The 25,237-nt window shown below is 57.1% G+C and carries 24 protein-coding genes; 16 read left to right on the top strand and 8 right to left on the bottom strand.

The genetic code is table 11. From position 1 onward, the window contains the following. The first annotated feature begins 85 nt into the window (after window positions 1–85). Window positions 86–1,654: a methyl-accepting chemotaxis protein gene (locus tag ACOTZD_RS08815; RefSeq protein ID WP_044704215.1), complete on the top strand. Its 1,569-nt coding sequence runs from the start codon at window positions 86–88 to the stop codon at window positions 1,652–1,654. 40 nt (window positions 1,655–1,694) lie between these two features. Here ACOTZD_RS08815 and fbp read toward each other — a convergent pair whose 3' ends face one another. Further along, the gene (gene fbp / locus ACOTZD_RS08810; protein ID WP_003856070.1) at window positions 1,695–2,693 is read right to left on the bottom strand and encodes a class 1 fructose-bisphosphatase; all 999 of its coding nucleotides are present in this window, start codon (window positions 2,691–2,693) and stop codon (window positions 1,695–1,697) included. Window positions 2,694–2,872: 179 nt separating this feature from the next. Here fbp and mpl point away from each other — a divergent pair, with 179 nt between their 5' ends. Beyond that, on the top strand, window positions 2,873–4,246 hold the full coding sequence (gene mpl, locus ACOTZD_RS08805) for a UDP-N-acetylmuramate:L-alanyl-gamma-D-glutamyl-meso-diaminopimelate ligase (protein ID WP_023315280.1): 1,374 nt from the start codon (window positions 2,873–2,875) through the stop codon (window positions 4,244–4,246). An 86-nt stretch (window positions 4,247–4,332) separates the two neighbouring features. On the opposite strand, the gene yjgA is transcribed toward mpl, so the two are convergent. Further along, window positions 4,333–4,884, bottom strand: coding sequence for a ribosome biogenesis factor YjgA (yjgA, locus tag ACOTZD_RS08800; RefSeq protein ID WP_003856072.1), 552 nt, complete (start codon window positions 4,882–4,884; stop codon window positions 4,333–4,335). A gap of 95 nt (window positions 4,885–4,979) precedes the next feature. Between yjgA and pmbA the strand changes: the two genes are divergently transcribed. Both pmbA and cybC read left to right on the top strand, forming a co-directional pair. Beyond that, a complete protein-coding gene (gene pmbA / locus ACOTZD_RS08795; protein WP_015572506.1) occupies window positions 4,980–6,332 on the top strand; it encodes a metalloprotease PmbA in 1,353 nt (450 codons plus the stop codon). Between the two features lie 42 nt (window positions 6,333–6,374). Next, window positions 6,375–6,761 carry a cytochrome b562 gene (cybC, locus tag ACOTZD_RS08790; protein ID WP_022650280.1) on the top strand — a complete coding sequence of 129 codons (387 nt, stop codon included), beginning with the start codon at window positions 6,375–6,377 and terminating at the stop codon, window positions 6,759–6,761. A gap of 70 nt (window positions 6,762–6,831) precedes the next feature. Here the strand turns inward: cybC and ACOTZD_RS08785 are convergent, their stop codons facing one another. Next, on the bottom strand, window positions 6,832–6,954 hold the full coding sequence (locus ACOTZD_RS08785) for a Hok/Gef family protein (RefSeq protein ID WP_227011084.1): 123 nt from the start codon (window positions 6,952–6,954) through the stop codon (window positions 6,832–6,834). Window positions 6,955–7,403: 449 nt separating this feature from the next. On the opposite strand from ACOTZD_RS08785, the gene ACOTZD_RS08780 reads away from it, so the two are divergent. The 10 genes from ACOTZD_RS08780 (at window position 7,404) to ACOTZD_RS08735 (ending at window position 16,072) form a co-directional block, all read left to right on the top strand. Continuing rightward, on the top strand, window positions 7,404–7,742 hold the full coding sequence (locus tag ACOTZD_RS08780; protein WP_026080657.1) for a PRD domain-containing protein: 339 nt from the start codon (window positions 7,404–7,406) through the stop codon (window positions 7,740–7,742). A 10-nt stretch (window positions 7,743–7,752) separates the two neighbouring features. Further along, window positions 7,753–8,115: an SFCGS family glycine-rich protein gene (locus ACOTZD_RS08775; RefSeq protein WP_006810339.1), complete on the top strand. Its 363-nt coding sequence runs from the start codon at window positions 7,753–7,755 to the stop codon at window positions 8,113–8,115. Between the two features lie 2 nt (window positions 8,116–8,117). Further along, complete coding sequence (locus ACOTZD_RS08770; RefSeq protein ID WP_023324060.1) at window positions 8,118–8,417, top strand: DUF4312 family protein; 300 nt, start codon at window positions 8,118–8,120, stop codon at window positions 8,415–8,417. 22 nt (window positions 8,418–8,439) lie between these two features. Next, window positions 8,440–9,216, top strand: a complete 777-nt coding sequence (locus tag ACOTZD_RS08765) for a DUF4311 domain-containing protein (protein WP_006810337.1) — start codon at window positions 8,440–8,442, stop codon at window positions 9,214–9,216. A gap of 13 nt (window positions 9,217–9,229) precedes the next feature. Then, window positions 9,230–9,871, top strand: a complete 642-nt coding sequence (locus tag ACOTZD_RS08760) for a DUF4310 family protein (protein ID WP_003856081.1) — start codon at window positions 9,230–9,232, stop codon at window positions 9,869–9,871. Window positions 9,872–9,913: 42 nt separating this feature from the next. Then, window positions 9,914–11,047 carry an amidohydrolase/deacetylase family metallohydrolase gene (locus ACOTZD_RS08755; protein WP_023315282.1) on the top strand — a complete coding sequence of 378 codons (1,134 nt, stop codon included), beginning with the start codon at window positions 9,914–9,916 and terminating at the stop codon, window positions 11,045–11,047. Continuing rightward, the gene (locus ACOTZD_RS08750) at window positions 11,031–12,149 is read left to right on the top strand and encodes a DgaE family pyridoxal phosphate-dependent ammonia lyase (RefSeq protein ID WP_032608372.1); all 1,119 of its coding nucleotides are present in this window, start codon (window positions 11,031–11,033) and stop codon (window positions 12,147–12,149) included. Before ACOTZD_RS08755 ends, ACOTZD_RS08750 begins: the two co-directional genes overlap by 17 nt. Then, a complete protein-coding gene (dagF, locus tag ACOTZD_RS08745) occupies window positions 12,146–12,886 on the top strand; it encodes a 2-dehydro-3-deoxy-phosphogluconate aldolase (protein ID WP_063868793.1) in 741 nt (246 codons plus the stop codon). The genes ACOTZD_RS08750 and dagF overlap by 4 nt, the downstream gene beginning before the upstream one ends. Window positions 12,887–13,005: 119 nt before the next feature. Beyond that, the gene (locus ACOTZD_RS08740; RefSeq protein ID WP_174402189.1) at window positions 13,006–14,142 is read left to right on the top strand and encodes a lactonase family protein; all 1,137 of its coding nucleotides are present in this window, start codon (window positions 13,006–13,008) and stop codon (window positions 14,140–14,142) included. Window positions 14,143–14,161: 19 nt separating this feature from the next. Continuing rightward, window positions 14,162–16,072 (top strand): BglG family transcription antiterminator, encoded by a 1,911-nt coding sequence (locus tag ACOTZD_RS08735; protein ID WP_164474342.1) that lies wholly within the window; start codon window positions 14,162–14,164, stop codon window positions 16,070–16,072. A 32-nt stretch (window positions 16,073–16,104) separates the two neighbouring features. Here the strand turns inward: ACOTZD_RS08735 and nrdG are convergent, their stop codons facing one another. The 4 genes from nrdG to treB all read right to left on the bottom strand — a co-directional run bounded on the left by nrdG (window position 16,105) and on the right by treB (window position 22,335). Next, window positions 16,105–16,569, bottom strand: coding sequence for an anaerobic ribonucleoside-triphosphate reductase-activating protein (gene nrdG / locus ACOTZD_RS08730; protein ID WP_003856093.1), 465 nt, complete (start codon window positions 16,567–16,569; stop codon window positions 16,105–16,107). A 140-nt stretch (window positions 16,570–16,709) separates the two neighbouring features. Beyond that, window positions 16,710–18,848, bottom strand: a complete 2,139-nt coding sequence (gene nrdD / locus ACOTZD_RS08725) for an anaerobic ribonucleoside-triphosphate reductase (protein WP_032608376.1) — start codon at window positions 18,846–18,848, stop codon at window positions 16,710–16,712. 373 nt (window positions 18,849–19,221) lie between these two features. Further along, window positions 19,222–20,865 (bottom strand): alpha,alpha-phosphotrehalase, encoded by a 1,644-nt coding sequence (gene treC, locus ACOTZD_RS08720; protein ID WP_032608377.1) that lies wholly within the window; start codon window positions 20,863–20,865, stop codon window positions 19,222–19,224. A gap of 51 nt (window positions 20,866–20,916) precedes the next feature. Next, window positions 20,917–22,335 (bottom strand): PTS trehalose transporter subunit IIBC, encoded by a 1,419-nt coding sequence (gene treB / locus ACOTZD_RS08715; protein ID WP_174402201.1) that lies wholly within the window; start codon window positions 22,333–22,335, stop codon window positions 20,917–20,919. Between the two features lie 306 nt (window positions 22,336–22,641). Between treB and ACOTZD_RS08710 the strand changes: the two genes are divergently transcribed. Continuing rightward, window positions 22,642–23,328, top strand: coding sequence for a hypothetical protein (locus ACOTZD_RS08710; protein ID WP_045336787.1), 687 nt, complete (start codon window positions 22,642–22,644; stop codon window positions 23,326–23,328). A gap of 236 nt (window positions 23,329–23,564) precedes the next feature. Next, window positions 23,565–24,044: an Hcp family type VI secretion system effector gene (locus ACOTZD_RS08705; protein WP_003863398.1), complete on the top strand. Its 480-nt coding sequence runs from the start codon at window positions 23,565–23,567 to the stop codon at window positions 24,042–24,044. Between the two features lie 11 nt (window positions 24,045–24,055). On the opposite strand, the gene treR is transcribed toward ACOTZD_RS08705, so the two are convergent. Further along, window positions 24,056–25,003: a trehalose operon repressor TreR gene (gene treR / locus ACOTZD_RS08700; RefSeq protein ID WP_032608379.1), complete on the bottom strand. Its 948-nt coding sequence runs from the start codon at window positions 25,001–25,003 to the stop codon at window positions 24,056–24,058. Window positions 25,004–25,237: the final 234 nt, after the last annotated feature.

Below are 25,237 nucleotides of genomic sequence, written 5' to 3'. Positions count from 1 at the left end.
AATTGCTTAAACTCTAAACATTTTCCGGTAGCGGCCGATACTCTTTTTTTATGCCCAGAAATATCTCGCTACCGGAAATAACATCATGCTTAAAACGCTATCGATTCGTACCGGCTTGCTCTCTTTACTGGCCGTTATGACCCTTCTGCTGCTGATTGTCAGCGGCATCGGCATTTATGCCCTTACACAAAGTTCCGCTTCTCTCCAGCGCATCAATCATCTTCAGGGTGAACAGATGGTGCAGCTGAATGCCGGCTATACGCTGATCCTGCGCGCGCGTAACGAAGCGGGGCAGGCCGTCCGCATGATGGAGGTCGGCCTGCTGGACGATGCGGCCAGGGCGGTCAAAACCATTAACCAGGAAGTGGCGCTGGCACAGAAAACGCTGAAGGGCGTGATCGGCAGCGGCGTGGCGGATGAGCAGGGGCAAAAGCTGCTGGATAACGTCGCCGCGAGCCTGGCGGTGTACAACCAGCAGGGTATCAGCCCGATGCTGAAAGCCCTGAACGAGCAAAGCGCGGACAGCTATTACGATCTGCTGGAAAACAAGCTGGTCCCGGTGGCGAAGCAGTTTGATAACGATATGCAGGCGTTCCAGGCATGGAGCGAGGCGCGCGGCAAAGCGGAGGTGAGCGCCGTGCAGGCGAGTAAAACCCGCGTGCTGATCCTGATTATCGTCGCGGCGCTGCTGACGGCTGGCATTATCGTGCTGGCCTGGCTGGTTCTGCGCCATATGCTGCTCAAGCCGCTTTCAGCCTCGATTGCCCAGCTGGAACATGTGGCGGCCGGGGATTTAACCCATACCCTGAACGCGCCGGCGAGCCAGGAATTTAATCGCCTTAACGCGGCGATCGAAGGGATGCGCCAGTCGCTGATGGACTCCGTTCTGCGGGTGCGTGACGCCAGCTCGCAGATTGATACCGGCAGCCGCGAGCTGACGGCCGGGAATATGAACCTGGCTCAGCGCACGGAATCCACCGCCACCTCGCTGGAGCAGACGGCCGCCAGCATGGAAGAGATCACCGCCACGGTGAAACTTAACGCCGATAACGCCGAGCAGGCGCACCAGCTGGCGAAGTCGGTCTCCGATACCGCCGATCACGGCAGCGAAATGGTCTGCTATGTCATTGAGAAGATGCGCGACATCTCCGGCAGCTCGGCACGCATCGCCGATATCCTGAGCGTCATCGACGGCATTGCCTTCCAGACCAATATTCTGGCGCTGAACGCCTCCGTTGAAGCGGCGCGTGCGGGTGAGCAGGGGCGAGGTTTTGCGGTCGTGGCGGGTGAGGTGCGTAATCTCGCCAGCCGCAGTGCTGATGCGGCGAAAGAGATCCGCTCGCTTATCAGCGATTCGCAAACCCACGTGAACGAGGGCAGCGAGCTGGCGCAGCAGGCCGGTGAGACGATGGACGAGATCGCCACCGAAGTACTGCGTATGACCAAACTGATGCGTGAAATTGCGACGGCCTCTCAGGAGCAAAGCCGCGGTATTGAGCAGGTGAATATCGCTGTCAATCAGATGGATGAAACGGCGCAGCAAAATGCGGCGCTGGTCCAGCAATCATCTGCGGCAACACGTTCCCTGGAGGAGCAGTCTCGCGAGCTGATGGAAGCGATGGCCTCCTTCAAATTGACGACGCAAACGGCATGACGAAAAAAAGGGGAGCCTGACGGGCTCCCCTTTTCGTGCGTTACGCGTCCGGGAATTCGCGGATCATGCGTTCAACGTCATCCACCATATGGCGGTTGCCGACGAAGAACGAACGGCGCTGGTGCAGGCTTTCTGGCACGATATCCAGAATACGCTCTTTACCGTCGCTCGCCTTGCCGCCTGCCTGTTCGGCCAGGAATGCCATTGGGTTGCACTCGTACAGCAGACGCAGTTTTCCGTCCGGGTGGCTGGCGGTGCTTGGGTAGAGGTAAATACCGCCCTTCAGCAGGTTACGGTGGAAATCCGCCACCAGCGAGCCGATATAGCGTGAGGTGTACGGGCGCTGGGTGGCTTTATCCTCTTCCTGGCAGAATTTGATGTACTTCTTCACGCCGTTCGGGAATTTGATGTAGTTGCCTTCGTTGATGGAGTAGGTGTTGCCCTTCTCCGGGAAGCGCATACGCTCCTGGCACAGGCAGAACACGCCCAGGGACGGATCGTAGGTAAAGGCGTGTACGCCGCAGCCGGTGGTGTACACCAGCATGGTGGACGAGCCATACACCACATAACCGGCAGCAACCTGTTTACTGCCCGGTTGCAGGAAGTCTTCTTCCGTCACCGGCGTGCCAACCGGCGTGACGCGACGGTAGATGGAGAAAATGGTACCGACAGAAACGTTAACGTCGATGTTGGAGGAGCCGTCCAGCGGATCCATCAGAACAACGTATTTCGCGTGTTCACACCCTTCGAATACGACGATCTCATCTTCTTCTTCAGAGGCGATACCCGCAACGATGTCGCGCGCGCGCAGTGCTGCTTTCAGTTTTTCATTGGCGAACAGGTCGAGTTTCTGCTGAACCTCACCCTGAACGTTCTCGGCACCGCTGGCACCCAGGATATCGACCAGACCGGCCTTGTTGATATCGCGGTGGATGATCTTAGCGCCCAGCTTTATTGCCGACAGCAAAGCAGTGAGCTCACCCGTAGCATGAGAGAACTCGTGCTGCTTCTCGACAATAAATTCACCTAACGTTTTCATAACACTTTCCCTGCATCTTATGTTGAGTAAAGCGGTTGATGTCCAACAATCTTAACAAACATTCAAATATTAGCGCAGAGGTGAATCGCGCCAGCAAAATACGGATTTACCTGAAATGCGTTTCACAGCCGCTGACATGTGAGTAAAATGTGCGCCACATTGAAGAAGGATAGTGACGTATGCGCATTCATATATTGGGGATTTGTGGCACTTTCATGGGCGGACTGGCAATGCTGGCGCGCTCGCTGGGCCATGAAGTGACAGGTTCGGACGCCAATGTGTATCCGCCGATGAGCACGCTGCTCGAGAAGCAGGGAATTTCTCTGATTCAGGGATATGACGCCAGCCAGCTGGAGCCGCAGCCGGATCTGGTGATCGTGGGTAACGCCATGACCCGTGGGAATCCATGCGTTGAAGCGGTGCTGGAGCGCAATATCCCGTACATGTCTGGCCCGCAGTGGCTGCATGATTTTGTCCTGCGCGACCGCTGGGTTGTCGCCGTTGCCGGGACGCATGGCAAAACCACCACCGCCGGTATGGCGACCTGGATCCTCGAAGCCTGCGGCTACAAGCCGGGCTTTGTGATCGGCGGCGTGCCGGGCAATTTCGACGTCTCCGCGCGTCTGGGCGACAGCCCGTTCTTTGTGATTGAAGCGGATGAATACGACTGCGCGTTCTTCGACAAGCGATCTAAATTCGTGCATTACTGCCCACGCACGCTGATCCTCAACAACCTTGAGTTCGATCACGCGGATATCTTTGACGACCTGAAAGCGATTCAGAAACAGTTCCACCATCTGGTGCGCATTGTTCCGGGTCAGGGCCGCATTATCCTGCCGGAGAACGACATCAACCTGAAGCAGACCCTGGCGATGGGGTGCTGGAGCGAGCAGGAGCTGGTTGGCGAGCAGGGGCACTGGCAGGCGAAAAAGCTCAACGCGGATGCCTCCGAATGGGAAGTGCTGCTCGACGGTGAGAAAGTGGGCGAGGTGAAGTGGGGCCTGGTGGGCGAGCACAACATGCACAACGGCCTGATGGCGATCGCCGCGGCGCGTCACGTTGGCGTACTGCCTGCGGATGCCGCCAATGCGCTGGGCACGTTTATCAACGCCCGTCGCCGTCTGGAGCTGCGTGGCGAAGCCCACGGTGTGACGGTGTATGACGATTTCGCGCACCACCCAACGGCCATTCTGGCGACGCTTGCCGCATTGCGTGGCAAAGTTGGCGGCACCGCGCGCATTCTGGCCGTGCTGGAACCGCGTTCGAACACCATGAAAATGGGCATCTGCAAAGACGACCTCGCGCCGTCCTTAGGGCGTGCCGACGAGGTCTTCCTGCTGCAACCGCAGCATATTCCGTGGCAGGTGGCCGAAGTGGCCGACGCCTGCATTCAGCCAGCGCACTGGAGTGCGGACGTGGATGTCTTAGCGGATATGGTGGTGAAAGCCGCACAGCCTGGCGATCACATTCTGGTGATGAGCAACGGCGGGTTTGGCGGGATCCATCAGAAGCTGCTGGACGGTCTGGCGAAGAAAGCCGCGGCCGCAGAGTAAAAAAAGACCCGGTGGCGCTATCGCTTACCGGGCCTACATTATCTCTTCTCCCTCTCCCCTTTGGAGAGAGGGCTGGGGTGAGGGGTTTACTCTTCGTTCTCAGACAGCTCGCGCAGATACTGGAAAATCAGACGCGCTGACTTCGGCGGCTTATTCCCTTCTTTCTCTTTCTTCGCGTTACGGATCAAAGAACGCAGCTGCTGGCGGTCGGCATTCGGCCACAGGTTCAGCACTTCAGGTACCGCGTCATCACCTTGCTCGATCAAACGGTCGCGGATCTGCTCCAGCTTATGGAACAGCGCAACCTGCTGGTTGTGGCGGTTCTTCAGTTTATCCAGCGCCTGACGGATCGGCTCAACATCGCGCTGACGCAGCAGTTTCCCGATAAGCTGAAGCTGGCGGCGACGCCCTTCTTTCTTGATTTTCTGTGCCAGTTCAATGGCATCACGCAGATCCTGGTCGAGCGGGATCTTATCCAGCGCGTTTTTACCCAGTTCTACCATTTCTGCGCCAAGCTGTTTTAACTCTTCGGCGTCACGTTTAATTTCACTTTTACTGACCCAGATGATCTCATCATCTTCGTCTTCGATGTCATCACCGGGAACGTCGTCGAGCCAGTCTTCGGGCTGCTTAGTCATGTCAGGCTCCTTAAAAAAAGAGGCTAATGTTACCAGTTAAGACGCGCACTGAAAAACGGTTCTCTGTTAGACTTCACTTAACTCTCTCTTACAGTATGGCATTTGCGATGAAAGTAACCTCACAAGTTGAAGCGCAGCGTAAGATCCTGGAAGAAGCCGTCTCCACCGCGCTGACGCTCGCTTCAGGTAAATCAGATGGCGCCGAAGTGGCGGTCAGCAAAACCACTGGCATTAGCGTGAGCACCCGCTATGGCGAAGTGGAGAATGTAGAATTTAACAGCGATGGCGCGCTGGGGATCACCGTGTATCACCAGAATCGCAAAGGCAGCGCGTCGTCTACCGATCTCAGCCCGGATGCCATCGCCCGTACGGTGCAGGCGGCGCTGGATATCGCGCGGTACACCTCCCCGGACCCTTACGCTGGTGTGGCCGATAAAGAGCTGCTGGCGTTTGACGCGCCGGATCTCGATCTGTTCCATCCGGCGGAAGTGACGCCGGACGAAGCCATTGAGCTGGCCGCGCGTGCCGAGCAGGCCTCTTTGCAGGCTGACAAACGCATCACCAATACCGAAGGCGGCAGCTTTAACAGCCACTACGGCATTAAAGTGTTTGGTAACTCCCATGGCATGTTGCAGGGGTACTGCTCAACCCGCCACTCGCTTTCCAGCTGTGTCATCGCCGAAGAAAACGGCGACATGGAGCGCGACTACGCCTATACCATTGGCCGCGCGCTGGGGGATTTGCAGTCTCCGGAGTGGGTGGGAAAAGCGTGCGCCGAACGCACGCTGTCACGCCTGTCGCCGCGCAAGCTCTCCACCATGAAAGCCCCGGTGATTTTTGCCAACGAAGTGGCGACCGGTCTGTTTGGCCATCTGGTAGGCGCTATCGCGGGCGGTTCGGTGTACCGTAAATCGACCTTCCTGCTCGACTCGCTGGGCAAGCAGATCCTGCCGGAATGGCTGACCATCGAAGAGCACCCACACCTGCTGAAAGGGCTGGCCTCCACGCCGTTCGACAGCGAAGGCGTACGCACGGAACGCCGGGATATCGTGAAAGACGGCATTCTGACCCAGTGGCTGCTGACCAACTACTCTGCGCGTAAGCTGGGGCTGAAAAGCACCGGGCACGCGGGTGGCATCCACAACTGGCGCATTGCCGGACAGGGCCTGAATTTTGAACAGATGCTGAAAGAGATGGGCACCGGCCTGGTGGTCACCGAGTTGATGGGGCAGGGCGTGAGCGGTATCACCGGCGATTACTCTCGCGGTGCAGCGGGCTTCTGGGTCGAAAACGGTGAAATTCAGTATCCGGTGAGCGAAATCACCATCGCCGGCAACCTCAAGGACATGTGGCGCAATATTGTTACGGTCGGTAACGATATTGAAACACGCAGCAATATTCAGTGTGGTTCTGTATTACTGCCTGAGATGAAAATCGCCGGGCAATAATCCCCGTAAAAGCGTGATTAATAATAAAAAAGGAAGTGAGCAATGCGTAAACACCTGTTAGCGATCGTCGCGGCTTCAACGCTGGTTCTTGGCTCATCTGCGTTTGCTGCCGATCTCGAAGACAACATGGACATCCTCAGTCAAAATCTGAAGGTGGTGCAGAAAACCGACAATGCGGCGGAAATGAAAGACGCACTGACGAAGATGCGTGAAGCTGCGCTGGATGCGCAAAAAGCGACGCCGCCGAAGCTGGAAAGCAAAGCGGCAGACAGCGCCGAGATGAAAGACTACCGCCACGGCTTTGACGTGCTGGTCGGCCAGATTGACGGCGCGCTGAAGCTGGCGAACGAAGGCAAAGTGAAGGAAGCCCAGGCGGCAGCCGACCAGTTTGCGGCGACCCGCAACGCGTATCACAAGAAGTATCGTTAATTGGGTGCCTGAGCTGTACGTCCTCTCTCCGTATGCGGAGGCGTATGATGCGCCCCCGCATCGTTGCTCCCTACTTGCCGGAGCGACAATCCATCCGCGCTGTCACTTCAAGCGAGCCATTACGAAAACGGATCTCGCACAGTGTTTTCCTCGTTACCAGCGTTAAGATGATTATTGTCAAAGAAATAATCATCAAAACCCCGATACTTGGGTTTCTGCGTTTCATGGATGCCTCCTTGCTTTAAAGCGGGCGAGGTAGCGAACTCCACGGTGTGACGTGTCGTTTCGAGCCCCCGCCCTGATTTTTTATCAGGCGGGGCTTTCCACTTTCCGTCCCATGCCTGAGACGGTCAGTCTCAAGCACCCGCCGCCACTCTAGCGAATCTCCATAAGAAAACCTTATCCACGTCACATTTCTACGAGCCTGCTCATAATCTTTTCCACTCCGCTTAGCAGTCTAATACCGCGTAATAGCGTGATATTCATCACGTAAATCCAGCGATTTATACAGATTCACCGCATTTATGTGGCACAGATCACTGCCGCTGCTCGCCTTTCCACTTCGAAGTGGAAAACAACTCGCTACAAACAATTCCCCCTCGACGTTAGTTTTATTCCAGAGCCATTAACGGGGTAAGACGAGTGATTAACGGAGCGGTAATGAACGACGTTGGGGAACAGGCGGTGCAAACAGAACAGCTCGCGAACACCATGCTTCAGCAGGTCTACGCCCTGCTGGCCCGGCACAACATCATCCCCAACGCGGTACAGGAGCAGATGCTGACCTCCCACGTTCGCGCAATGGCGCACCGGTCCGTGACCGGCGAGCCGCTGCCGGAGGTTGAAGCAGAGCTGTTCGACGAAATTTCACCAGATTCAATGCAACTTGCCCGTGAAGTGGTAGCGCAGTTCGGCAACCTTCCTGATGAAGAGGCCTGGCTGCTCTCCGTTCACTTCGAAGTCGCGAAAGACAACCTTTAAGGAGCAACACATGGAACAGATTACAGTCGTGATTGGCGATCGCCTGGGTAAAGGTCAGAAAGTGGCTGCGGGTGTGGAAAAAGCCGGCGGACGCGCGGTTGTCGTACCGGGCATGGCAGCGGATATGAAGCTCGGTGACGTGATGAAAGCGGAAAACGCCACCTTCGGCATCTCCTTCTGCGGCAGCGGCGGCGCGGGCGCCATCACCGCTCAGACCAAATATGGCTACAAGGCCAAATACGGAATGCGCTCCGTGGATGAGGGTGTGACCGCCATCAACGAAGGCTGCAACGTGCTGGGCTTTGGCTTTATGGATAAAGAAGAGCTGGGCGAGCGTCTGGTACAGGCGTGGCAGAAGAAATACGGCGCGTAAGCATGAAAGAACAGTTCACAACCACGGTGAGAGTGAAGGGGAAGGGCGACGCCAAAGCGCGCGCCTTTGCCGACGCGCTCAACCACGTTCAGGCCGCGGTGATGAAAACCTCACCGCATATCTTACTGCGTATTGAGCCACAGGATGTGCAGGTCGTTCAGGCGCAAGAAGCGGTGCGAAAAGAAGCGTTTCTGTTCTTCTTTCTGCGCCGGGAAAGACGCACCTACAGCGTGGAGCTGGATGTGACCGTCAACGTGACAGCCATCAATCTCGACCAGGTGGATTTCGTCACGCAACGCTGATTATTCATAAAAGGGCAGACTGATGTTCTTAATTATATTAATAAAATCGCTCATCATCGGCGGCCTGGTAGGCGTCGGTGTCGGGGCCGGGGCTGCACGCATGTTTCATGCGCCTACCACTCAGGGTATGGGCGCGTTTCGTACGTTGGGGGAACTGAACTCCTGCGAAGGGGATCCGGCGTCCCACTTCTCTTTTGGGTTAGGTTTCTTCTTTAACGCCTGGGCCTCTTCCGTGGCCGCAGGTGCCTTCACACAGGACGTTGACCACCGCATCATCCCGAACTGGGGTGCTGCTGCACTGATGATCAAAAACCGTAATGTCGGTGAAACGCTGCATGACCCGCGCAAAATGGCGATTGCCTGCGGCATCATCGGCATGATTGTCGTGACCTTCCTTAACCTGACCGCCTCCTCCGTGCCCGCAGCGCTTCAGGTCACCGCCGTGAAGGTGCTTGTACCGGCGGCTAACCTGCTGGTCAACACCGTGATGCCGGTGATCTTCTGGCTGGCGGCCATCGACGCGGGTAAAAAATCGGGCTTCTGGGCCACCATCTTTGGCGGCGCGGCACAGCTGATCATGGGTAACGCCGTACCGGGTCTGGTACTGGGTATTCTGATCGGTAAAGGCGTGGAGGAGAGCGGCTGGAACCACGTCACCAAAGTGATGATGGCGGCGATCGTTCTGCTCTTCGTGCTGAGCGGCTTCTTCCGCGGCTTCGACATGAAGATGATCGAATCCTTCCATCTGACCGTGCCGAACTGGCTCGACATGATCCACAACTCGCTCAGCGGTAAATAACAGGAGCCTCGACATGGAACAGAATAAAGGTTTTTGGTATGCCGACTGGTCGTTCCCGATCTTCGTTGGCCTGCTCTCCTCCGGCGTGTTTGCCGGGACGCACATGTACTACCTCTACGGCATCGGCGCGTTTAACGAAGTGGCCTTCGTGGCGATGCTGAAAGCGGGCATTGATACCGGCGTTTACGGCGCAGTGGCGGCATTTGGCGCGAGCTTCCTGTTCGCCCGAATTATCGAAGGGTCGCTGGTAGGTATTCTTGATATCGGCGGGGCGATCCAGACCGGCGTGGGCCTCGGCGTACCGGCGCTGCTGCTGGGCGCGGGGATCATGTTCCCGGTGACCAACTTCATTGCCTCGCTGATTACCGGCCTGGTGATTGGTCTGGCGATTGGCTACGTCATCATCCTGGCGCGTAAGTTCACCATCAACCAGAGCAACTCCACCTACGGCGCAGACGTGATGATGGGCGCGGGTAACGCCTCCGGCCGCTTCCTCGGGCCGTTGATTATCCTCAGCGCCATGACCGCCTCCATTCCAATCGGCGTCGGTTCCCTGGTAGGCGCGCTGCTGTTCTACATCTGGCAGAAGCCGATAACCGGTGGCGCCATCCTCGGCGCAATGATTTTGGGATGGCTGTTCCCGGTCGCCCTTTAATACCCGCGGGCGCTCCGGCGCCCGCCCTATCAGGAGAACCCCATGTTTGATTTACTCCTGCGCCGTGCGCGCCTCGCCGACGATACCCTGACCGATATCGCCATTCAGGACGGGAAGATCGCCGCGACGGGCGAAATTGACGCTCCCGCCCGTAAAACGGTTGAGCTTAACGGTGATGTGTTCGTCAGCGCGGGCTGGATTGACTCCCACGTCCACTGCTACCCGAACTCCCCGATTTACCACGACGAGCCGGACAGCGTGGGCATTGCCACCGGCGTCACCACCGTGGTGGACGCGGGCAGCACCGGGGCCGACGACGTGGACGATTTCTACGCCATCACCCGCAAAGCCTCCACCGAGGTGTTTGCCCTGCTGAACATCTCCCGCGTGGGGCTGATCGCCCAGAACGAGCTGGCCAATATGGCCAATATTGACGCCGACGCGGTGAAAGAGGCGGTGAAACGCCATCCTGATTTTATCGTCGGCCTGAAGGCGCGCATGAGCAGCAGCGTGGTCGGTGAAAACGGCATCACCCCGCTGGCGCGCGCGAAAGCGATCCAGAAAGAGAACGGCGACCTGCCGCTGATGGTGCACATTGGCAACAACCCGCCGAACCTCGACGAAATCGCCGAGCTGCTGAGCTCCGGCGACATCATTACCCACTGCTACAACGGCAAGCCAAACCGCATCCTGACGCCCTCCGGCGAGCTGCGTGCCTCCATTACCTCCGCCCTGAAGCGCGGCGTGCGTCTGGACGTTGGCCACGGTACGGCGAGCTTCAGCTTTGAAGTGGCGAAGCGCGCTATTGCGATGGGCATTCTGCCGCACACCATCAGCTCGGATATTTACTGCCGCAACCGCATCAACGGTCCGGTCGGCTCGCTGGCAAGCGTGATGTCGAAATTCCTCGCCATCGGCATGTCATTGCCGCAGGTGATTGACTGCGTCACCGCCAACGCCGCCGACGGCCTGCGCCTGACGCGCAAAGGCCGCATTCAGCCTGGCCTCGACGCCGATCTGACGCTGTTTACCCTCAAGCGCCAGCCGACGGTGCTGACGGATGCCGAAAACGACAGCCTACAGGCTGAACACATTCTGGTGCCGCTTGCCGCGATCCGCGCGGGCAAGGGCTACATGACCGAACAAGGGAGCACGGAACATGCCTTCGATTTATGAGAAGTACAACTTAAAGCAGGTTATCAACACCTCTGGCCGCATGACGGCGCTGGGCGTCTCCACGCCGCGCCCGGAAGTGGTGCAGGCGGCGATGGACGGCATGAATCACTATTTCGAGATGAAGGATCTGGTCAATAAAACCGGGGAATACATCGCGAAGCTGCTGGAGGTGGAAGGGGCGACGGTGGTCTCCTGCGCGTCGGCGGGCATTGCCCAGTCCGTGGCGGCTGTGCTGGTGAAAGACAGCGACTGGCTGCTGGAAAACCTGCACGTCACACCGATTGAAAATAACGAGATCGTCCTGCCGAAAGGCCACAACGTGAATTTTGGCGCGCCGGTGGGCACCATGGTGGCGCTTGGCGGCGGCAAGCTGGTGGAAGCGGGCTACGCCAACGAATGTTCCGCCGATCAGCTGGCGGCGGCGATCACCCCGCGCACGGCGGCTATCCTCTACATTAAATCGCACCACTGCGTGCAGAAAAGCATGCTCAGCGTCGAGCAGGCGGCGGTTGTCGCGCGTAAACACGACTTGCCGCTGATCGTTGATGCCGCGGCGGAAGAAGATCTGCATACCTATTACCGATCCGGCGCCGATCTGGTGATCTACAGCGGCGCGAAGGCGATCGAAGGCCCAACCAGCGGCCTGGTGATTGGCAAAACCCAGTACGTTGAGTGGGTGAAGCGCCAGACGGCGGGCATTGGCCGCGCGATGAAGGTGGGCAAAGAGGGCATTCTTGGCCTGACCTGCGCCATCGAACACTACCTGACGGCCACCAAGGAGAGCGGCGCCGAGATGGTGGCGAAAATGACGCCGTTTATCGAGGCGCTCAACACCCTTAACGGTGTGACCGCGCGCGTGGTCTGGGACAGCGCCGGACGCGACATCGCCCGCACCGAAATTAAGTTCGACGAAGCCACCACCGGCGTCGGCACGGGTGACCTGGTGAATGCGCTCAAGCAGGGCGAATACGCCATCTATTTCCGTGGCTACAAGGCCAACGAAGGGATTATTGAGGCGGACGTGCGCAGCGTAAACGCTGACCAGCTGAACATTGTGTACCGCCGCATTAGTGAAGTATTAGGACAGGAGAAAAACGCATGAAACTGACCCCCAACTTTTACCGTGACCGCGTCTGTCTGAACGTGCTGGCAGGCTCAAAGGCCAACGCCAGCGCCATCTATGAGGCGGCGGAAGGCCACGTGCTGGTGGGCGTGCTCTCCAAAAATTACCCGGACGTGGCGAGCGCGGTCGCGGATATGCGTGAATACGCGAAGCTGATTGATAACGCGCTCTCCGTTGGCCTGGGCGCGGGCGATCCGAACCAGTCGGCGATGGTGAGTGAAATCTCCCGCCAGGTGCAGCCGCAGCACGTTAATCAGGTCTTTACCGGCGTGGCCACCAGCCGCGCGCTGCTGGGGCAGAATGACTCCGTAGTCAACGGTCTGGTCTCTCCGACCGGCACCGTCGGGATGGTGAAAATCTCCACCGGACCGCTGAGCAGCAAAGCGCCGGACGCCATCGTGCCGGTTGAAACGGCGATTGCCCTGCTGAAAGATTTCGGCGGCAGCTCCATCAAATATTTCCCGATGGGCGGCCTGAAGTGCCGTGACGAATACCAGGCGGTGGCGGAAGCCTGCGCCCGTCACGACTTCTGGCTGGAGCCGACCGGGGGAATCGATCTGGAGAACTTCGAGGCGATCTTGCAGATCGCCCTGGATGCGGGCGTGAGCAAAATCATCCCGCATATCTACAGCTCGATAATCGATAAAACCAGCGGTGATACGCGCCCAGAAGATGTGCGCACGCTGCTGGCGATGACGAAGAAGCTGGTGAAGTAAAACCTGCCCCTCACCCCAGCCCTCTCCCCAAAGGGGAGAGGGTGTAATCGTCCCCTCTCCCCTTTGGGGAGAGGGTTAGGGTGAGGGGAAACAAACCGCACACACCCGAAGGAGCCACCATGCACACCCGTACCCTGCTTGTTGCTTCACTCTCTTTACTTGCTACCTCTGCTATTGCTCAAAACCAGTACGCCTGGGTGGGCACCTACAACCCCAACGGCGAAGGGCTGTACCGCTTTACCGTCGACCCGCAAACCGGTGCGCTGAACGATAAAACGCTGGTGAGCAAGCTGCCGAACGCCGCGCAGTTAACCGTCTCACACGACGGCAAAACGCTCTATCTGGCAAGCGAAGTGGAGCAGGGCGTGGTGCAGGCGCTGCGCATCGGCGATAACGGCACGCTGAGCGAGCTGAATCAGGTGGCCTCCGGCGGCGCGGGGCCGGTATATCTTTCCCTGACGCCGAACGGTAAACATCTGCTGGTGGCAAACTACATCAGCGGAACTGTCGCGGTGCTGCCCGTTAACGCAGACGGCAGCCTGAGCGATGCTACGGACACCCATCAGGACAAAGGCGAACCGGGCGCGGCGAAGCCGGAAGCTGCCGTCGAGGGCAGTTTCGCCATCAGCGATCATAACGGCCCGCATGCGCACATGATCGCCGCCGATCCGAGCGGGAAATACGTTTTTTCCACCGATCTGGGGCTGGATCGCATCTATCAGTACCGTTTTGACGATCAAACCGGGAAGCTGACTCCGAACGATCCGCCGCTTATCAGCGCCTCCTCAAAAGGGGCCGGGCCGCGCCACTTCGTCTTTACGCCGAAAGGTGATGCCCTGTGGCTGATTAACGAAGAGGCGTCTACGCTCACCCATTATGCGCTGGACAGTAATGGCAGGCTGAAAGAGGGTAAAACGGTTTCAGCCCTGCCGGACGGTTATAAAGGCACCAGTTTTGCTGCCGGGCTGGCGCTAAGTGCCGACGGGAAACAGCTGTATGTCGCTAACCGTTTGCATAACAGCATCGGGCACTTTACCGTAACGGCAGAGGGTACGCTGACGCATCAGGATGATGTCTGGACGCGCGGCGACTATCCGCGCACCCTGACGCTCGATAAGCAGGGTCGCTGGCTGTACGTCATGAACCAGCGCAGCGACAACATTTCCCGTTTCCGCGTGGCGCCGGACGGCAAGCTGAGCGCCGAGCCAGACTATACCCCGGTCGGCAGCCCATCCCAGATGGTCATTTCACCTTAAGCCGTAAGAGGACAACGACGTGCGATTTCCGAACCAACGTTTAGCGCAACTTTTCGATCTGTTGCAAAACGAGACGCTGCCGCAGGACGAGCTGGCGCAGCGGCTGTCGGTTTCCACGCGAACCGTCCGGGCGGATATCACCGCCCTGAACGCGCTGCTGGCTAGCCACGGCGCGCAGTTCATTTTGAGCCGGGGCAACGGCTATCAGCTCAAAATTAATGATGTGGCGCGCTATCAGCAATTGCAGGCGTCCCACCCGCGCGCGCTGCGTATTCCGCGAACCGGACCTGAGCGCGTGCACTATCTGGTGGTGCGTTTTCTGACGTCAGCCTTTTCCATCAAGCTGGAGGATCTGGCCGATGAGTGGTTCGTCAGCCGGGCCACGTTGCAGAGCGACATGGTGGAAGTGCGCGAGTGGTTTCACCGTTACAACCTGACGCTGGAAACCCGCCCTCGCCACGGCATGAAGCTGTTTGGCAGCGAGATGGCGATACGCGCCTGCCTGACCGACCTCCTGTGGGAGCTGGCGCAGCAGGACAGCCTGAACCCGCTGGTGACCGACGTGGCGCTGAACGCGGGCGTGGCGGAAAAGATGGTGCCGGTGCTGCACGATGCGCTGACGCGCCATCACATTCGCCTGACCGACGAAGGCGAGCTGTTCCTGCGCCTGTACTGCGCGGTGTCGGTGCGGCGCATCAGCGAAGGGTATCCGCTGCCGGAATTCCACGCGGAAGACGTGGAAGAGAACGTGCATGAGGCGGCGAAAGATATCGCGGTGGCTATCCAGGAACTGGCGGGCAAAGCGCTGTCGCCGTCAGAAGAGAGCTGGCTGTGCGTGCACATTGCGGCGCGGCAGATCCAGGAGATCGCCCCGAGCGCCATTAATGCTGACGACGACGAAGCCCTGGTCAACTACATTCTGCGCTACATCAACACCCACTATAACTACAACCTGTTGAGCGACGAGCAACTGCATGCAGATCTGCTCACGCACATCAAAACCATGATTACCCGCGTGCGGTATCAAATCATGATCCCCAATCCGTTGCTGGATAACATCAAGCAGCACTACCCGATGGCGTGGGATATGACCCTCGCGGCGGTGTCGAGCTGGGGCAAATACACCCCGTATGTGATCAGCGAAAACGAAATTGGTTTTCTGGTGTTGCATATCGGCGTCGGGCTGGAGCGCCATTACAATATCGGCTACCAGCGCCAGCCGCGGGTGCTGCTGGTATGCGACGCAGGTAACGCGATGGTGCGCATGATCGAGGCGGTACTTCAGCGTAAATACCCGCAGATTGAGGTGACGCGCACGCTCACCCTTCGCGAGTACGAGCTTGCCGATGCCATTGGCGAAGACTTTGTGATCTCCACCGCCCGTGTGAGCGAAAAATCCAAACCGGTGGTGATGATCGCCCCGTTCCCGACCGATTATCAGTTAGAGCAGATCGGCAAGCTGGTGCTGGTGGACCGCACCCGGCCGTGGATGCTGGAAAAATACTTCGACGCGGCCCATTTCCGCATTATCGACAAGCCTGTCGACCAGCAAACGCTGTTCCGCGAGCTGTGTAAACAGCTTGAAGCAGAGGGCTTTGTCGGTGCGGAGTTTCTGGATTCGGTTATCGAGCGTGAAGCCATCGTCAGCACCATGCTCGGCGACGGCATTGCGCTGCCGCACTCCCTCGGCCTGCTGGCGCAAAAAACGGTGGTCTACACCGTGCTGGCGCCGCAGGGCATTCCGTGGGGAGATGAAACCGCCCATGTCATCTTCCTGCTCGCCATCAGCAAAAGCGAGTACGAAGAGGCAATGGCGATTTACGACATCTTTGTCACTTTCCTGCGTGAACGCGCGATGGCGCGCCTGTGCCAGTGCGAGAATTTTGCGGCGTTTAAGACTGAGGCGATGGAGAGTTTGAGTCGGTTTTGACGTTCAGGCGGACAGAGGATATCCGCCTTCATTCAACGCAGATGATGCACAACCTGGTTGCTGCTGCCGCGCCAGATAAGCATAGGATCTTTTAGATCCTGCATGAACTTGCCGTCGACCAGGACGTTAATTAGATCCACCACTTCCATCTGCTGCGCATTCAGTTCATCCAGCTTATAGCCCGTCCAGACCCAGATGTCTTTTCCCGCGCACTCGTGGTGGATGCGTTTTACCAGCTTCAGGATCTCCGGCACGTTTTGCGGATGGAGCGGGTCGCCGCCGGAGAGCGAGATCCCCTGGCGTTTGATGCGCGTGTCGTTCAGGTCGTTGATGATGCGGTCTTCCATCTCAGCGGTAAACGGCATACCCGAGTTCAGGCGCCAGGTGCTTTTGTTGTAGCAGCCGGGGCACTCGTGAACGCAGCCTGATACAAACAGGGTACAGCGGGTGCCGGGGCCGTTGACGATGTCGACGGGGTAGTACTGGTGATAATTCATAGCGTTAACCTGATGCCCTCACCCCGGCCCTCTCCCACAGGGAGAGGGAGAACACCGGTGGCCGGAATAACAATGTGCTCGATCGGTTCCCTCTCCCTTGAGGGAGAGGGGTAGGGTGAGGGGGACACCCTGCGCAGAACTTACCCGATCTGCCCATTCCCCAGATGTTTCACCCTGCGCTTCACCTCTTCCTGCTTACCGGCGTTAAACGGACGGGCATCCGGGCTGCCGAGGTAGCCGCACACGCGGCGGGTCACGGAGACGCGGGCTGCATCGTGGTTACCGCATTTCGGACAGGTGAAGCCTTTGCTGGTGCACTCGAACTCACCGGTAAAGCCGCACTCGTAGCACTCGTCAATTGGCGTGTTGGTTCCGTAGTACGGCACGTGCTGATAGCTGTAATCCCACACGTCTTCCAGCGCCTTCAGGTTGTGCTGAATGTTCGGGTACTCGCCATAGCAGATAAAACCGCCGTTCGCGATGGGCGGATAAGCCGCTTCGAAGTCGATCTTGTCGTACGGGTTCACCTTCTTCTCCACATCGAGGTGGAAGCTGTTGGTGTAGTAACCTTTGTCGGTCACGCCTTCCACGATGCCGAATTCGGCGGTGTCCAGGCGGCAGAAGCGATCGCAGAGGTTTTCACTCGGCGTGCTGTACAGGCTGAAACCGTAACCAGTTTCCTCTTTCCACTGGTCTACCGCATCGCGCAGGCGCTGCACAATCGCGATACCCTTCTCACGCAGGGCGTCGTTGTCATAGATATGCTTGTCGCCAAACAGCGCGTTAATCGTTTCGTGAATGCCGATATAGCCAAGAGAGATCGACGCGCGACCGTTTTTGAAGATCTCCGACACATCATCGTCCGCTTTCAGGCGCACGCCGCAGGCCCCTTCCATATAGAGAATTGGCGCGACGCGGGCTTTCACCCCTTCAAGACGGGCGATGCGGGTCATCAGCGCCTTACGTGCCAGCTGTAAACGTTCATCCAGCAGCGTCCAGAAGGCCGCTTCATTCCCTTTGGCTTCCAGCGCGATGCGCGGCAGGTTCAGGCTGATGACGCCCAGGTTGTTGCGCCCGTCGTGGATCTGCTCGCCGTTCTCATCCTCGTACACGCCGAGGAAGCTGCGGCAGCCCATTGGCGTTTTAAACGAACCCGTGACTTTTACCACCTGGTCGTAGTTGAGGATATCCGGGTACATACGCTTGCTCGCGCACTCCAGCGCCAGCTGTTTGATGTCGTAGTTCGGATCGCCAAACTTGTGGTTCAGGCCGTCGCGAATGGCGAACACCAGTTTCGGGAACACCGCCGTTTTACGGTTTTTACCGAGGCCGGAGATACGGTTGCGCAGAATAGACTGCTGGATCAGGCGTGATTCCCAGCTGGTGCCGAGGCCAAACCCGAAGGTCACAAACGGCGTCTGGCCGTTGGCGGTGTGCAGCGTGTTTACCTCATATTCCAGCGACTGGAAGGCGTCGTAGCACTCTTTCTCGGTGCGGGAACGGGCGTAACCGTCAGCATCCGGGATCTGCCACTCTTCCGCCGTTTTACGGTGTTTGTTGAAGCTCTCGGTCACGAACGGGGCCAGCACTTCATCAATGCGGTTAATGGTGGTGCCGCCATAGATGTGGCTCGCCACCTGGGCGATGATCTGCGCCGTGACCGCCGTCGCGGTGGAGATGGATTTCGGCGGCTCAATCTCGGCGTTACCCATTTTAAAACCGTGGGTCAGCATGCCTTTCAGGTCGATCAGCATGCAGTTAAACATCGGGAAGAACGGCGAGTAGTCGAGATCGTGATAGTGGATCTCACCGCGCTCGTGCGCCGAGACTACATCGCGCGGCAGCAGATGCTGACGGGCATAGTGCTTGGCGACGATACCGGCCAGCAGGTCGCGCTGGGTCGGGATCACTTTGCTGTCTTTATTGGCATTTTCATTGAGCAGCGACGAGTTGGTTTGCTCTACCAGGCCGCGGATCTCCTGGTTAAGGCGACCCCGTTTCTCACGCTGGACGTCACGGTCGTGACGATACTCAATGTAGGCGCGCGCCAGCTGCTTGTACGGACCAGACATCAGCTGGTTTTCAACCGCGGTCTGGATCTCGCTGATATCCACCTGGCTGCGTTCGTGCATCTGGCTGCTAACGACTTCTGCGACGGTGGCGCAGTAATCTGCGTCATCGACTCCCGCTGCTTTAGCTGCACGCAGAATGGCTTCTTTGATGCGCTCTGATTTAAACGGCACTTTACAGCCATCACGTTTCATCACATGCGGTGTCATGATCACTCCATTTTAAAAACAGGTTATCCACAGAGGTGGAGAAGTATTCACCGGGCGTATTCCTCGCCGCGGCAAAGACTTCCCGCGTGCCCAGCCCGTGTTATCCACAATTCCGGCCAGCGTAAGCGCCGTCTTGTTGTTGGAATAGTAGACGATAAATACAAGATGTTGGGTCGGCGTGCATTTTAAGTGCTACATATAGTGATTTGCATCAAACATGTTTGCGATTTTTTTGATGCAGGACAAAGTAAAAAGACGAGAGTACAAACGGCGGGCGCTGGGGCAATTGTAAAGACGCGAAGGAAAAATCTGATTAATTATTCAACAAAAACAGCAAAGTAAGCCGGACACGGCATCGTGCCCGGCGGAGGAATTACTGCTTTAGCCACCACACGGCTTCAAACGGACGAAGCATTGAGGTTTGAGGGGCGGGGTAGTTGCTTATCACCACCTGCGACTCGCCGCTGAGAGCGTCCGCTTGCCATTCCTGAGGCAAATGGCTCAGGTTCGCCACCACCATCAGCGTTTGCCCCTGCCACTGGCGGCGATAGCACCACAGGGAAGGGTGGTCAGGCAGGAGATCCTCATAATCCCCCCACGTCAGTACCGGCAGGGTTTTGCGCAGGCGAATCAGCGACTGATAGGTGTAGAACACCGAATCGGGGTCGTCCAGCGCCGCGCGGACATTCACGGTTTCGTAGTTGTCGCAAACGCCGATCCACGGCTCGGCCTCGGTAAAGCCCGCATTATGCGAGGCGTCCCACTGCATCGGCGTGCGGCCATTGTCGCGTGACTTACTCGCCAGAATCGCCAGTAGTTCATCGGTATCGCGTCCGTTAGCCCGCTGTTCGGCGAACATGTTCAGACTTTCCACGTCGCGGTAGTCGGTGATACGGCTGAAATGCGGGTTGGTCATACCCAGCTCTTCACCCTGGTAGATATACGGCGTGCCCTGCATCCCGTGCAGCACCATGCCGAGCATTTTCGCCGCCGCCACGCGGTGTTCCCCTTCGTCACCAAAGCGCGACACGATGCGCGGCTGGTCATGGTTACACCAGAACAGCGCGTTCCAGGCTTTATTGTGCATCCCCTGCTGCCAGTGGCGGAAAAGGGTTTTCAGCGCCACGAAGTCCGGCTTTGCCTTCGTCCATTTTTCGCCGCCGGGGTAGTCCACCTTGAGGTGGTGGAAGTTAAAGGTCATCGACAGCTCGCGGCCATCAAGAGACGCGTACTGCTGGCAGTTCTCCAGCGAGGTGGAGGACATCTCGCCCACCGTCATCAGGTTACGCGGGGTAAAGACGTCCCGGCTCATCTCCTGAAGATATTCGTGGATGCGCGGCCCGTCAGTGTAGAAGCGGCGACCGTCGCCGAGGGTATCGTCCGGGAAATCCTGATCTTTTGAAACCAGGTTGATGACGTCCAGACGCAAGCCGTCCACGCCGCGATCGGCCCAGAACTCGCACACTTTTTTCAGCTCGGCGCGCACCGCCGGGTTTTCCCAGTTGAGATCCGCCTGCTCCGGTGCGAACAGGTGCAGATAATACTGTTCGCTTTCGGCGTGCCAGCGCCAGGCGTTGCCGCCAAATTTGGAGCGCCAGTTGTTGGGAAGCGTATCCGGCGTACCGTCCCGCCAGATATAGAACTGGCGGTACGGACTCGCTTTATCCAGCGACTCGCGGAACCAGGCGTGCTGCGTGGACGTGTGGTTAAAGACCATATCCAGCACGATGCGGATGCCGCGTTCATGCGCCCGGGCAACCAGTTCGTCAAAGTCGTCCAGCGTGCCGTAGGTCGGGTCAATGGCAGTGTAGTTCGCCACGTCGTAGCCGTTATCCACCTGCGGCGAGATATAAAACGGCGTCAGCCAGATAGCGTCAATGCCGAGGGTTTTCAGGTAGTCCAGGCGCTGCGTTACGCCGCGTAGATCGCCCGTGCCGCTGCCGGTGGTATCCTGGAAACTCTTTGGGTAAATCTGATAGATGACGCCGTTCTGCCACCAGTGAGGAAGGGTATTCATAGTGCGTTCCTGCAAATGCGAAGGGGCGCAACTGCGCCCCGAAAGAGAGAATTAAACAATCTGCAACGTGCCCTGACGGAACTTACGCTGATAAACCACGGTAGTCAGCGCCATTGGGATGATAATCGCCACCGCCATCGCCAGCGCAAATACCTGCCAGAAAGCGGGCTGAATGGAGAGGATCCCCGGCAGGCCGCCGACGCCAATCCCGTTTGCCATCACGCCGTTCAGGCCGCACAGCAAGCCCGCCAGACCGGAGCCGATCATCGCGCAGAGCATCGGGAAGCGGTATTTCAGGTTGATACCGTACATCGCCGGTTCAGTGACGCCGAGGTAAGCGGAGATAGCAGCCGGAACGGAGATCTCACGCTCGTTGTGCTTACGGCTGACGATGATGATGCCGGTTACCGCCGAGGCCTGCGCAATGTTAGACAGGGCGATGATCGGCCAGACAGGCGTACCGCCGAGGCTCTGGATCATTTGCATATCGATCGCCAGCGTGGTCTGGTGCACGCCGGTGATCACCAGCGGAGCGTAGAGGAAGCCAAACAGCGCGGCACCGATTGGCGCGAAGCTGCCGGTCATCAGGTGACGGACCGCGAAGGCCACGCCGTCGCCAATCATGCGGCCAAACGGACCGATAAAGGCGTGCGCCAGGAACACCGCCAGGATCAGCGAGCAGACCGGGACCACCACCAGATACAGGTAATCCGGCACGATGCGCTTCAGGCGCGTCTCAATAAAGCCCAGCGCCAGACCCGCCAGCAATGCCGGGATCACCTGCGCCTGATAGCCCACTTTGGCGATGGTAAACAGGCCGAAGTTCCACATCTCTGGCGTTTGCTGACCAAGTAAGTAAGCGTTCATTAACTGCGGAGAGACCAGCGTCACGCCGAGCACGATACCGAGAATTGGCGTTCCGCCCATCTTGCGCACCGCGGACCAGCAGATCCCGACCGGCAGATAGAAGAAGATCGCTTCGCCAATCAGCCACAGGAAGTCATAGATACTTTGCAGCGCCGGGTACATCTGCGCCAGGGTTTTGCCGTCGCTCATTGGCACATCGCCGATGACGTTACGGAAGCCCAGAATTAAGCCCCCGCTGATCAGCGCTGGCAGCAGCGGGAAGAAGATCTCCGCAAAATGGGAAATCAGCTGCTCATGCCATTTCATATTCTGACGCGCGGCCTTCTTCGCCTGCTCTTTATCTGCGGAAGAGTGCCCGGTAGTCGCCAGCAGAGCCTGATAGTAATCGCCCACTTCGGTACCAATCACCACCTGGAACTGCCCGGCATTGGTGAAGCAGCCTTTAACCATGGAAAGCTCTTCAATGGCCTTCGGGTTGGCTTTGGCCGGATCGTTCAGCACGAAGCGCAGGCGGGTAATGCAATGGCTGACGGTGGCGATGTTGTCGCGTCCGCCGACCAGGACGATCAGCTGATCGATATCTGTTTGTTTGACTTTACTCATCATGAAACCTCATGACAGATGGTGATAGGGGTTATGACCTGTGCGCAAGCCTACTCCTTCAACGTGACGGCGAAAATGGGAACGTTCCCGAAATCGGGCGAAGATCACAATAATCCGCTGTGTGAGGGCACACTGGATTGCATTTCACTCGCAGTTTTTATGAATTTCTTCTCAAGAGTGTTTAAAAAATATCAGGTCAATATCTTAAAAATACAGGGAAGATCTTAAACATGATCTGGCCGGAACTTTACAGTCGGTTTCAGGCATAAGCTTGTCTTCATATACTGAAATAAACGTAGAGCAGTAATGTACGGGAACAACGAGATCGTCAGTTATTTACAGGCCAATAAAATACTTGCGCTTAAACTCGACCATGCTGTTACTGCGGTCGGCCAGAACGTCAAAACACAGGTGAATATGATAGGGAAAGGCGCCACTCGGCTGTTGTATTACGCCTCATGTTTCACTGATGAATACAATGATGTTTGCCTGAGACAGAAGAGCGAAGACCTACGCTTCAGAGATGCCGTTTATAAATTAGTAAGCGGTGTGGATGTAGTCTATGAAATGCTTAGACTGTATTTTGAGGAAGTTTTCAAATACAAAAATCCTAAACAGTTAGAGTATATTAAACAGCGGCTAATGGCTGTAAATGTCCACATCGCTGCGGTTAGCCTTACCGGTGCCGGGTTTACATTAGCCGTTGCCGCCTGCGTTCGCCTTGGATTAAATATCAGCCTCGACGCCATTACCGGAAGATGGGCTTCCCGAGGTATTGCTTTTATTGGGCTGTATGGGGTAGTACAGCAAGCCGCCGATAGCGCGCATCGTCTGTACGTTGAATTTCCCGCCTGGTACTCGGCACTTTATGCTCAAGGGCTTGAAATGCTTTATTTTCTCATTGAGCCTGTGTTTCGCAGGACGGACGCGACACGTGCGCAATGGGCATCTGATGACGACATTGCGGATATCATCACCAGGTTGATCAGATAACAATGATGAATTACATCAAACGTTTTTTACGTTGGCAGGGGCGAATTATATTTTCGGTCTACGGCCCGGCCGCGTTAACAATCCTGTTTGCCCTGATACAGGCCCATTTCTTCCCCGGCAGTCCTGTCTGGCCAATTGGGCTTTTCTTCATTGTGGTCATGATTGTTTTTGGCTGCTATGTGAAATGGTAAAAGGCCAAACATTTCAATAAAGATAACCACTAATAAGGTATTTCTATGTCTGCTCCCGCACATTTATGGCTTGAAGATGAGAATGGCTCGCCGATTGTCGGTTGTTGTGCAATGCCACTGCGTCTTGGATCTATTGAATTAAAATCCTTTTCCCATGGCGTAACTATTCCGGTTGACCCAAGCTGGGGAAAACTCACTGGTACACGCGTACATCGGCCTATAACAATAGTCAAAGAATTTGATCAGACAACGCCGCTTCTTTACCGGGCAGTTTGCGAAGGGCGAACCATGAAGAAGGCGACAATTAAAATGTACCGTATTCTTGAGTCTGGGATTGAGGCTGAGTATTTCAATATTATTCTGGAAAACGTCAAGTTCACAACGGTAGCGCCGTATCTCTCCCCCGGCAGTATGACCAGTACCCACCTGGAAACGCTGGAGCTGCGCTATGAGGCAATTACCTGGAAGTATACCGAAGGCAATATCCTGTACCGTGATTCATGGAACGATCGCTGTTGCGCATGAAAGCGAAAGGACTATGAGAGACGGGCAGGAATAACGATCTGACGCGGCTCAGCGCGCCCGTTGATCTGCTCTATCAGCTGCGCGGCAGCCTGCCGGCCAGATTCGGCGTAACCCGGATCAACGCTGATAATCTCCGGGTGTAAGAACTTCATCAGCGGCGTGCTTCCCACGCTCGCTAATTGCAGCTCCCCGATGCGCTGCTCCTGCAAATATTTGCTCGCACCCAATGCAAGGGTATCCGTGGCGCATACCAGGGCGGTGGTTTGTGGCGTCAGCACGCTGGCGACCTGTTCATATCCCTGTTTCATACCCAGACCGGGCAGCGCGGCCACGGCGGGGAGATTGTGTTTTTTACAAAACGCCAGGTACGCTTCATGGCGACGCTTGCCGGTGGTGATGTCGGCATGCGGCACGCCGAGATAGCTAATATGCCGATGGCCCTGTTCATACAGGCGCTGCATCAGGATCACGATCGCCCCTTCGTCATCGTAACAGACAGAGGCAAACCCGCTTGCGTCGCGCGCCAGCAGCACCAGTGACGGCTGCCAGGGTTTAAGCACGTCCTCTTTTAGGCCGGTAAATCCGAACAGCACCACCCCATCAATATTACGGCGCTGAAGCATACCGAGATGCTCCTCCACCATTTGCGCGGAGAACTTGCTCTCCATCATGATCGGATCGTAGCCCTGCTCGTAGAACGCGGGCAGCATCGTCTGTACGGCGAGGTTTTCGGAGAGGGAATCCAGACGCGAGACGATAATGGCGACCACTTTATCGCTCTGCCCGCGCATGGCGCGCGCGGAGCGGGAAGGGGAAAAACCGTGCTGATTCATCACCGCCTCGACGCGCTCGCGTGTGCGCTCGCTGACACCGCTTTCGTTGTTCAGCACGCGTGAGACAGTCGATTTCCCCACGCCGCTTAAACGCGCGATGTCTTTAATCGTAAGGCGGTTCTGCATGCTGTATTCCCTGTAACAACGATAAAATCATCAATTGAGCCTAATGCTATCCTGCGAATTCGCTATGGGCAAAGTCTGGTTTACGTTCGGTTTATTTGCAGGGTGTTATAATACCGCCCGATTAGTCACAAACGGTATGGATAAATCTCTATACTGCGCGCCGATACCCAACTTTTTACTTACCGGAGGCCACATGGATCCCGATCCCACACCTCTCCTGACCCGGAGAAAACC

It is taken from the genome of Enterobacter cloacae complex sp. SHL022, assembly GCF_049237785.1.
Lineage (GTDB): Bacteria > Pseudomonadota > Gammaproteobacteria > Enterobacterales > Enterobacteriaceae > Enterobacter > Enterobacter hormaechei_C.
Note: the sequence above shows the minus strand (reverse complement) of the source record. Positions and strands in the feature narration are given on the sequence as shown.

Excerpts from the sequence above, each read along its gene's own strand:
- yjgA (WP_003856072.1), bottom strand. The coding sequence starts at position 4,884 with ATGACTAAGCAGCCCGAAGACTGGCTCGACGACGTTCCCGGTGATGAC.
- ACOTZD_RS08765 (WP_006810337.1), top strand. The coding sequence starts at position 8,440 with ATGTTCTTAATTATATTAATAAAATCGCTCATCATCGGCGGCCTGGTA.
- ACOTZD_RS08760 (WP_003856081.1), top strand. The coding sequence starts at position 9,230 with ATGGAACAGAATAAAGGTTTTTGGTATGCCGACTGGTCGTTCCCGATC.
- treB (WP_174402201.1), bottom strand. The coding sequence starts at position 22,335 with ATGAGTAAAGTCAAACAAACAGATATCGATCAGCTGATCGTCCTGGTC.
- ACOTZD_RS08740 (WP_174402189.1), top strand. The coding sequence starts at position 13,006 with ATGCACACCCGTACCCTGCTTGTTGCTTCACTCTCTTTACTTGCTACC.
- ACOTZD_RS08775 (WP_006810339.1), top strand. The coding sequence starts at position 7,753 with ATGGAACAGATTACAGTCGTGATTGGCGATCGCCTGGGTAAAGGTCAG.
- nrdG (WP_003856093.1), bottom strand. The coding sequence starts at position 16,569 with ATGAATTATCACCAGTACTACCCCGTCGACATCGTCAACGGCCCCGGC.
- ACOTZD_RS08815 (WP_044704215.1), top strand. The coding sequence starts at position 86 with ATGCTTAAAACGCTATCGATTCGTACCGGCTTGCTCTCTTTACTGGCC.
- cybC (WP_022650280.1), top strand. The coding sequence starts at position 6,375 with ATGCGTAAACACCTGTTAGCGATCGTCGCGGCTTCAACGCTGGTTCTT.
- dagF (WP_063868793.1), top strand. The coding sequence starts at position 12,146 with ATGAAACTGACCCCCAACTTTTACCGTGACCGCGTCTGTCTGAACGTG.
- mpl (WP_023315280.1), top strand. The coding sequence starts at position 2,873 with ATGCGCATTCATATATTGGGGATTTGTGGCACTTTCATGGGCGGACTG.
- nrdD (WP_032608376.1), bottom strand. The coding sequence starts at position 18,848 with ATGACACCGCATGTGATGAAACGTGATGGCTGTAAAGTGCCGTTTAAA.
- treR (WP_032608379.1), bottom strand. The coding sequence starts at position 25,003 with ATGCAGAACCGCCTTACGATTAAAGACATCGCGCGTTTAAGCGGCGTG.
- ACOTZD_RS08710 (WP_045336787.1), top strand. The coding sequence starts at position 22,642 with ATGTACGGGAACAACGAGATCGTCAGTTATTTACAGGCCAATAAAATA.
- ACOTZD_RS08755 (WP_023315282.1), top strand. The coding sequence starts at position 9,914 with ATGTTTGATTTACTCCTGCGCCGTGCGCGCCTCGCCGACGATACCCTG.
- ACOTZD_RS08750 (WP_032608372.1), top strand. The coding sequence starts at position 11,031 with ATGCCTTCGATTTATGAGAAGTACAACTTAAAGCAGGTTATCAACACC.
- ACOTZD_RS08705 (WP_003863398.1), top strand. The coding sequence starts at position 23,565 with ATGTCTGCTCCCGCACATTTATGGCTTGAAGATGAGAATGGCTCGCCG.
- ACOTZD_RS08770 (WP_023324060.1), top strand. The coding sequence starts at position 8,118 with ATGAAAGAACAGTTCACAACCACGGTGAGAGTGAAGGGGAAGGGCGAC.
- treC (WP_032608377.1), bottom strand. The coding sequence starts at position 20,865 with ATGAATACCCTTCCTCACTGGTGGCAGAACGGCGTCATCTATCAGATT.
- pmbA (WP_015572506.1), top strand. The coding sequence starts at position 4,980 with ATGGCATTTGCGATGAAAGTAACCTCACAAGTTGAAGCGCAGCGTAAG.
- ACOTZD_RS08785 (WP_227011084.1), bottom strand. The coding sequence starts at position 6,954 with ATGATTATTTCTTTGACAATAATCATCTTAACGCTGGTAACGAGGAAA.
- fbp (WP_003856070.1), bottom strand. The coding sequence starts at position 2,693 with ATGAAAACGTTAGGTGAATTTATTGTCGAGAAGCAGCACGAGTTCTCT.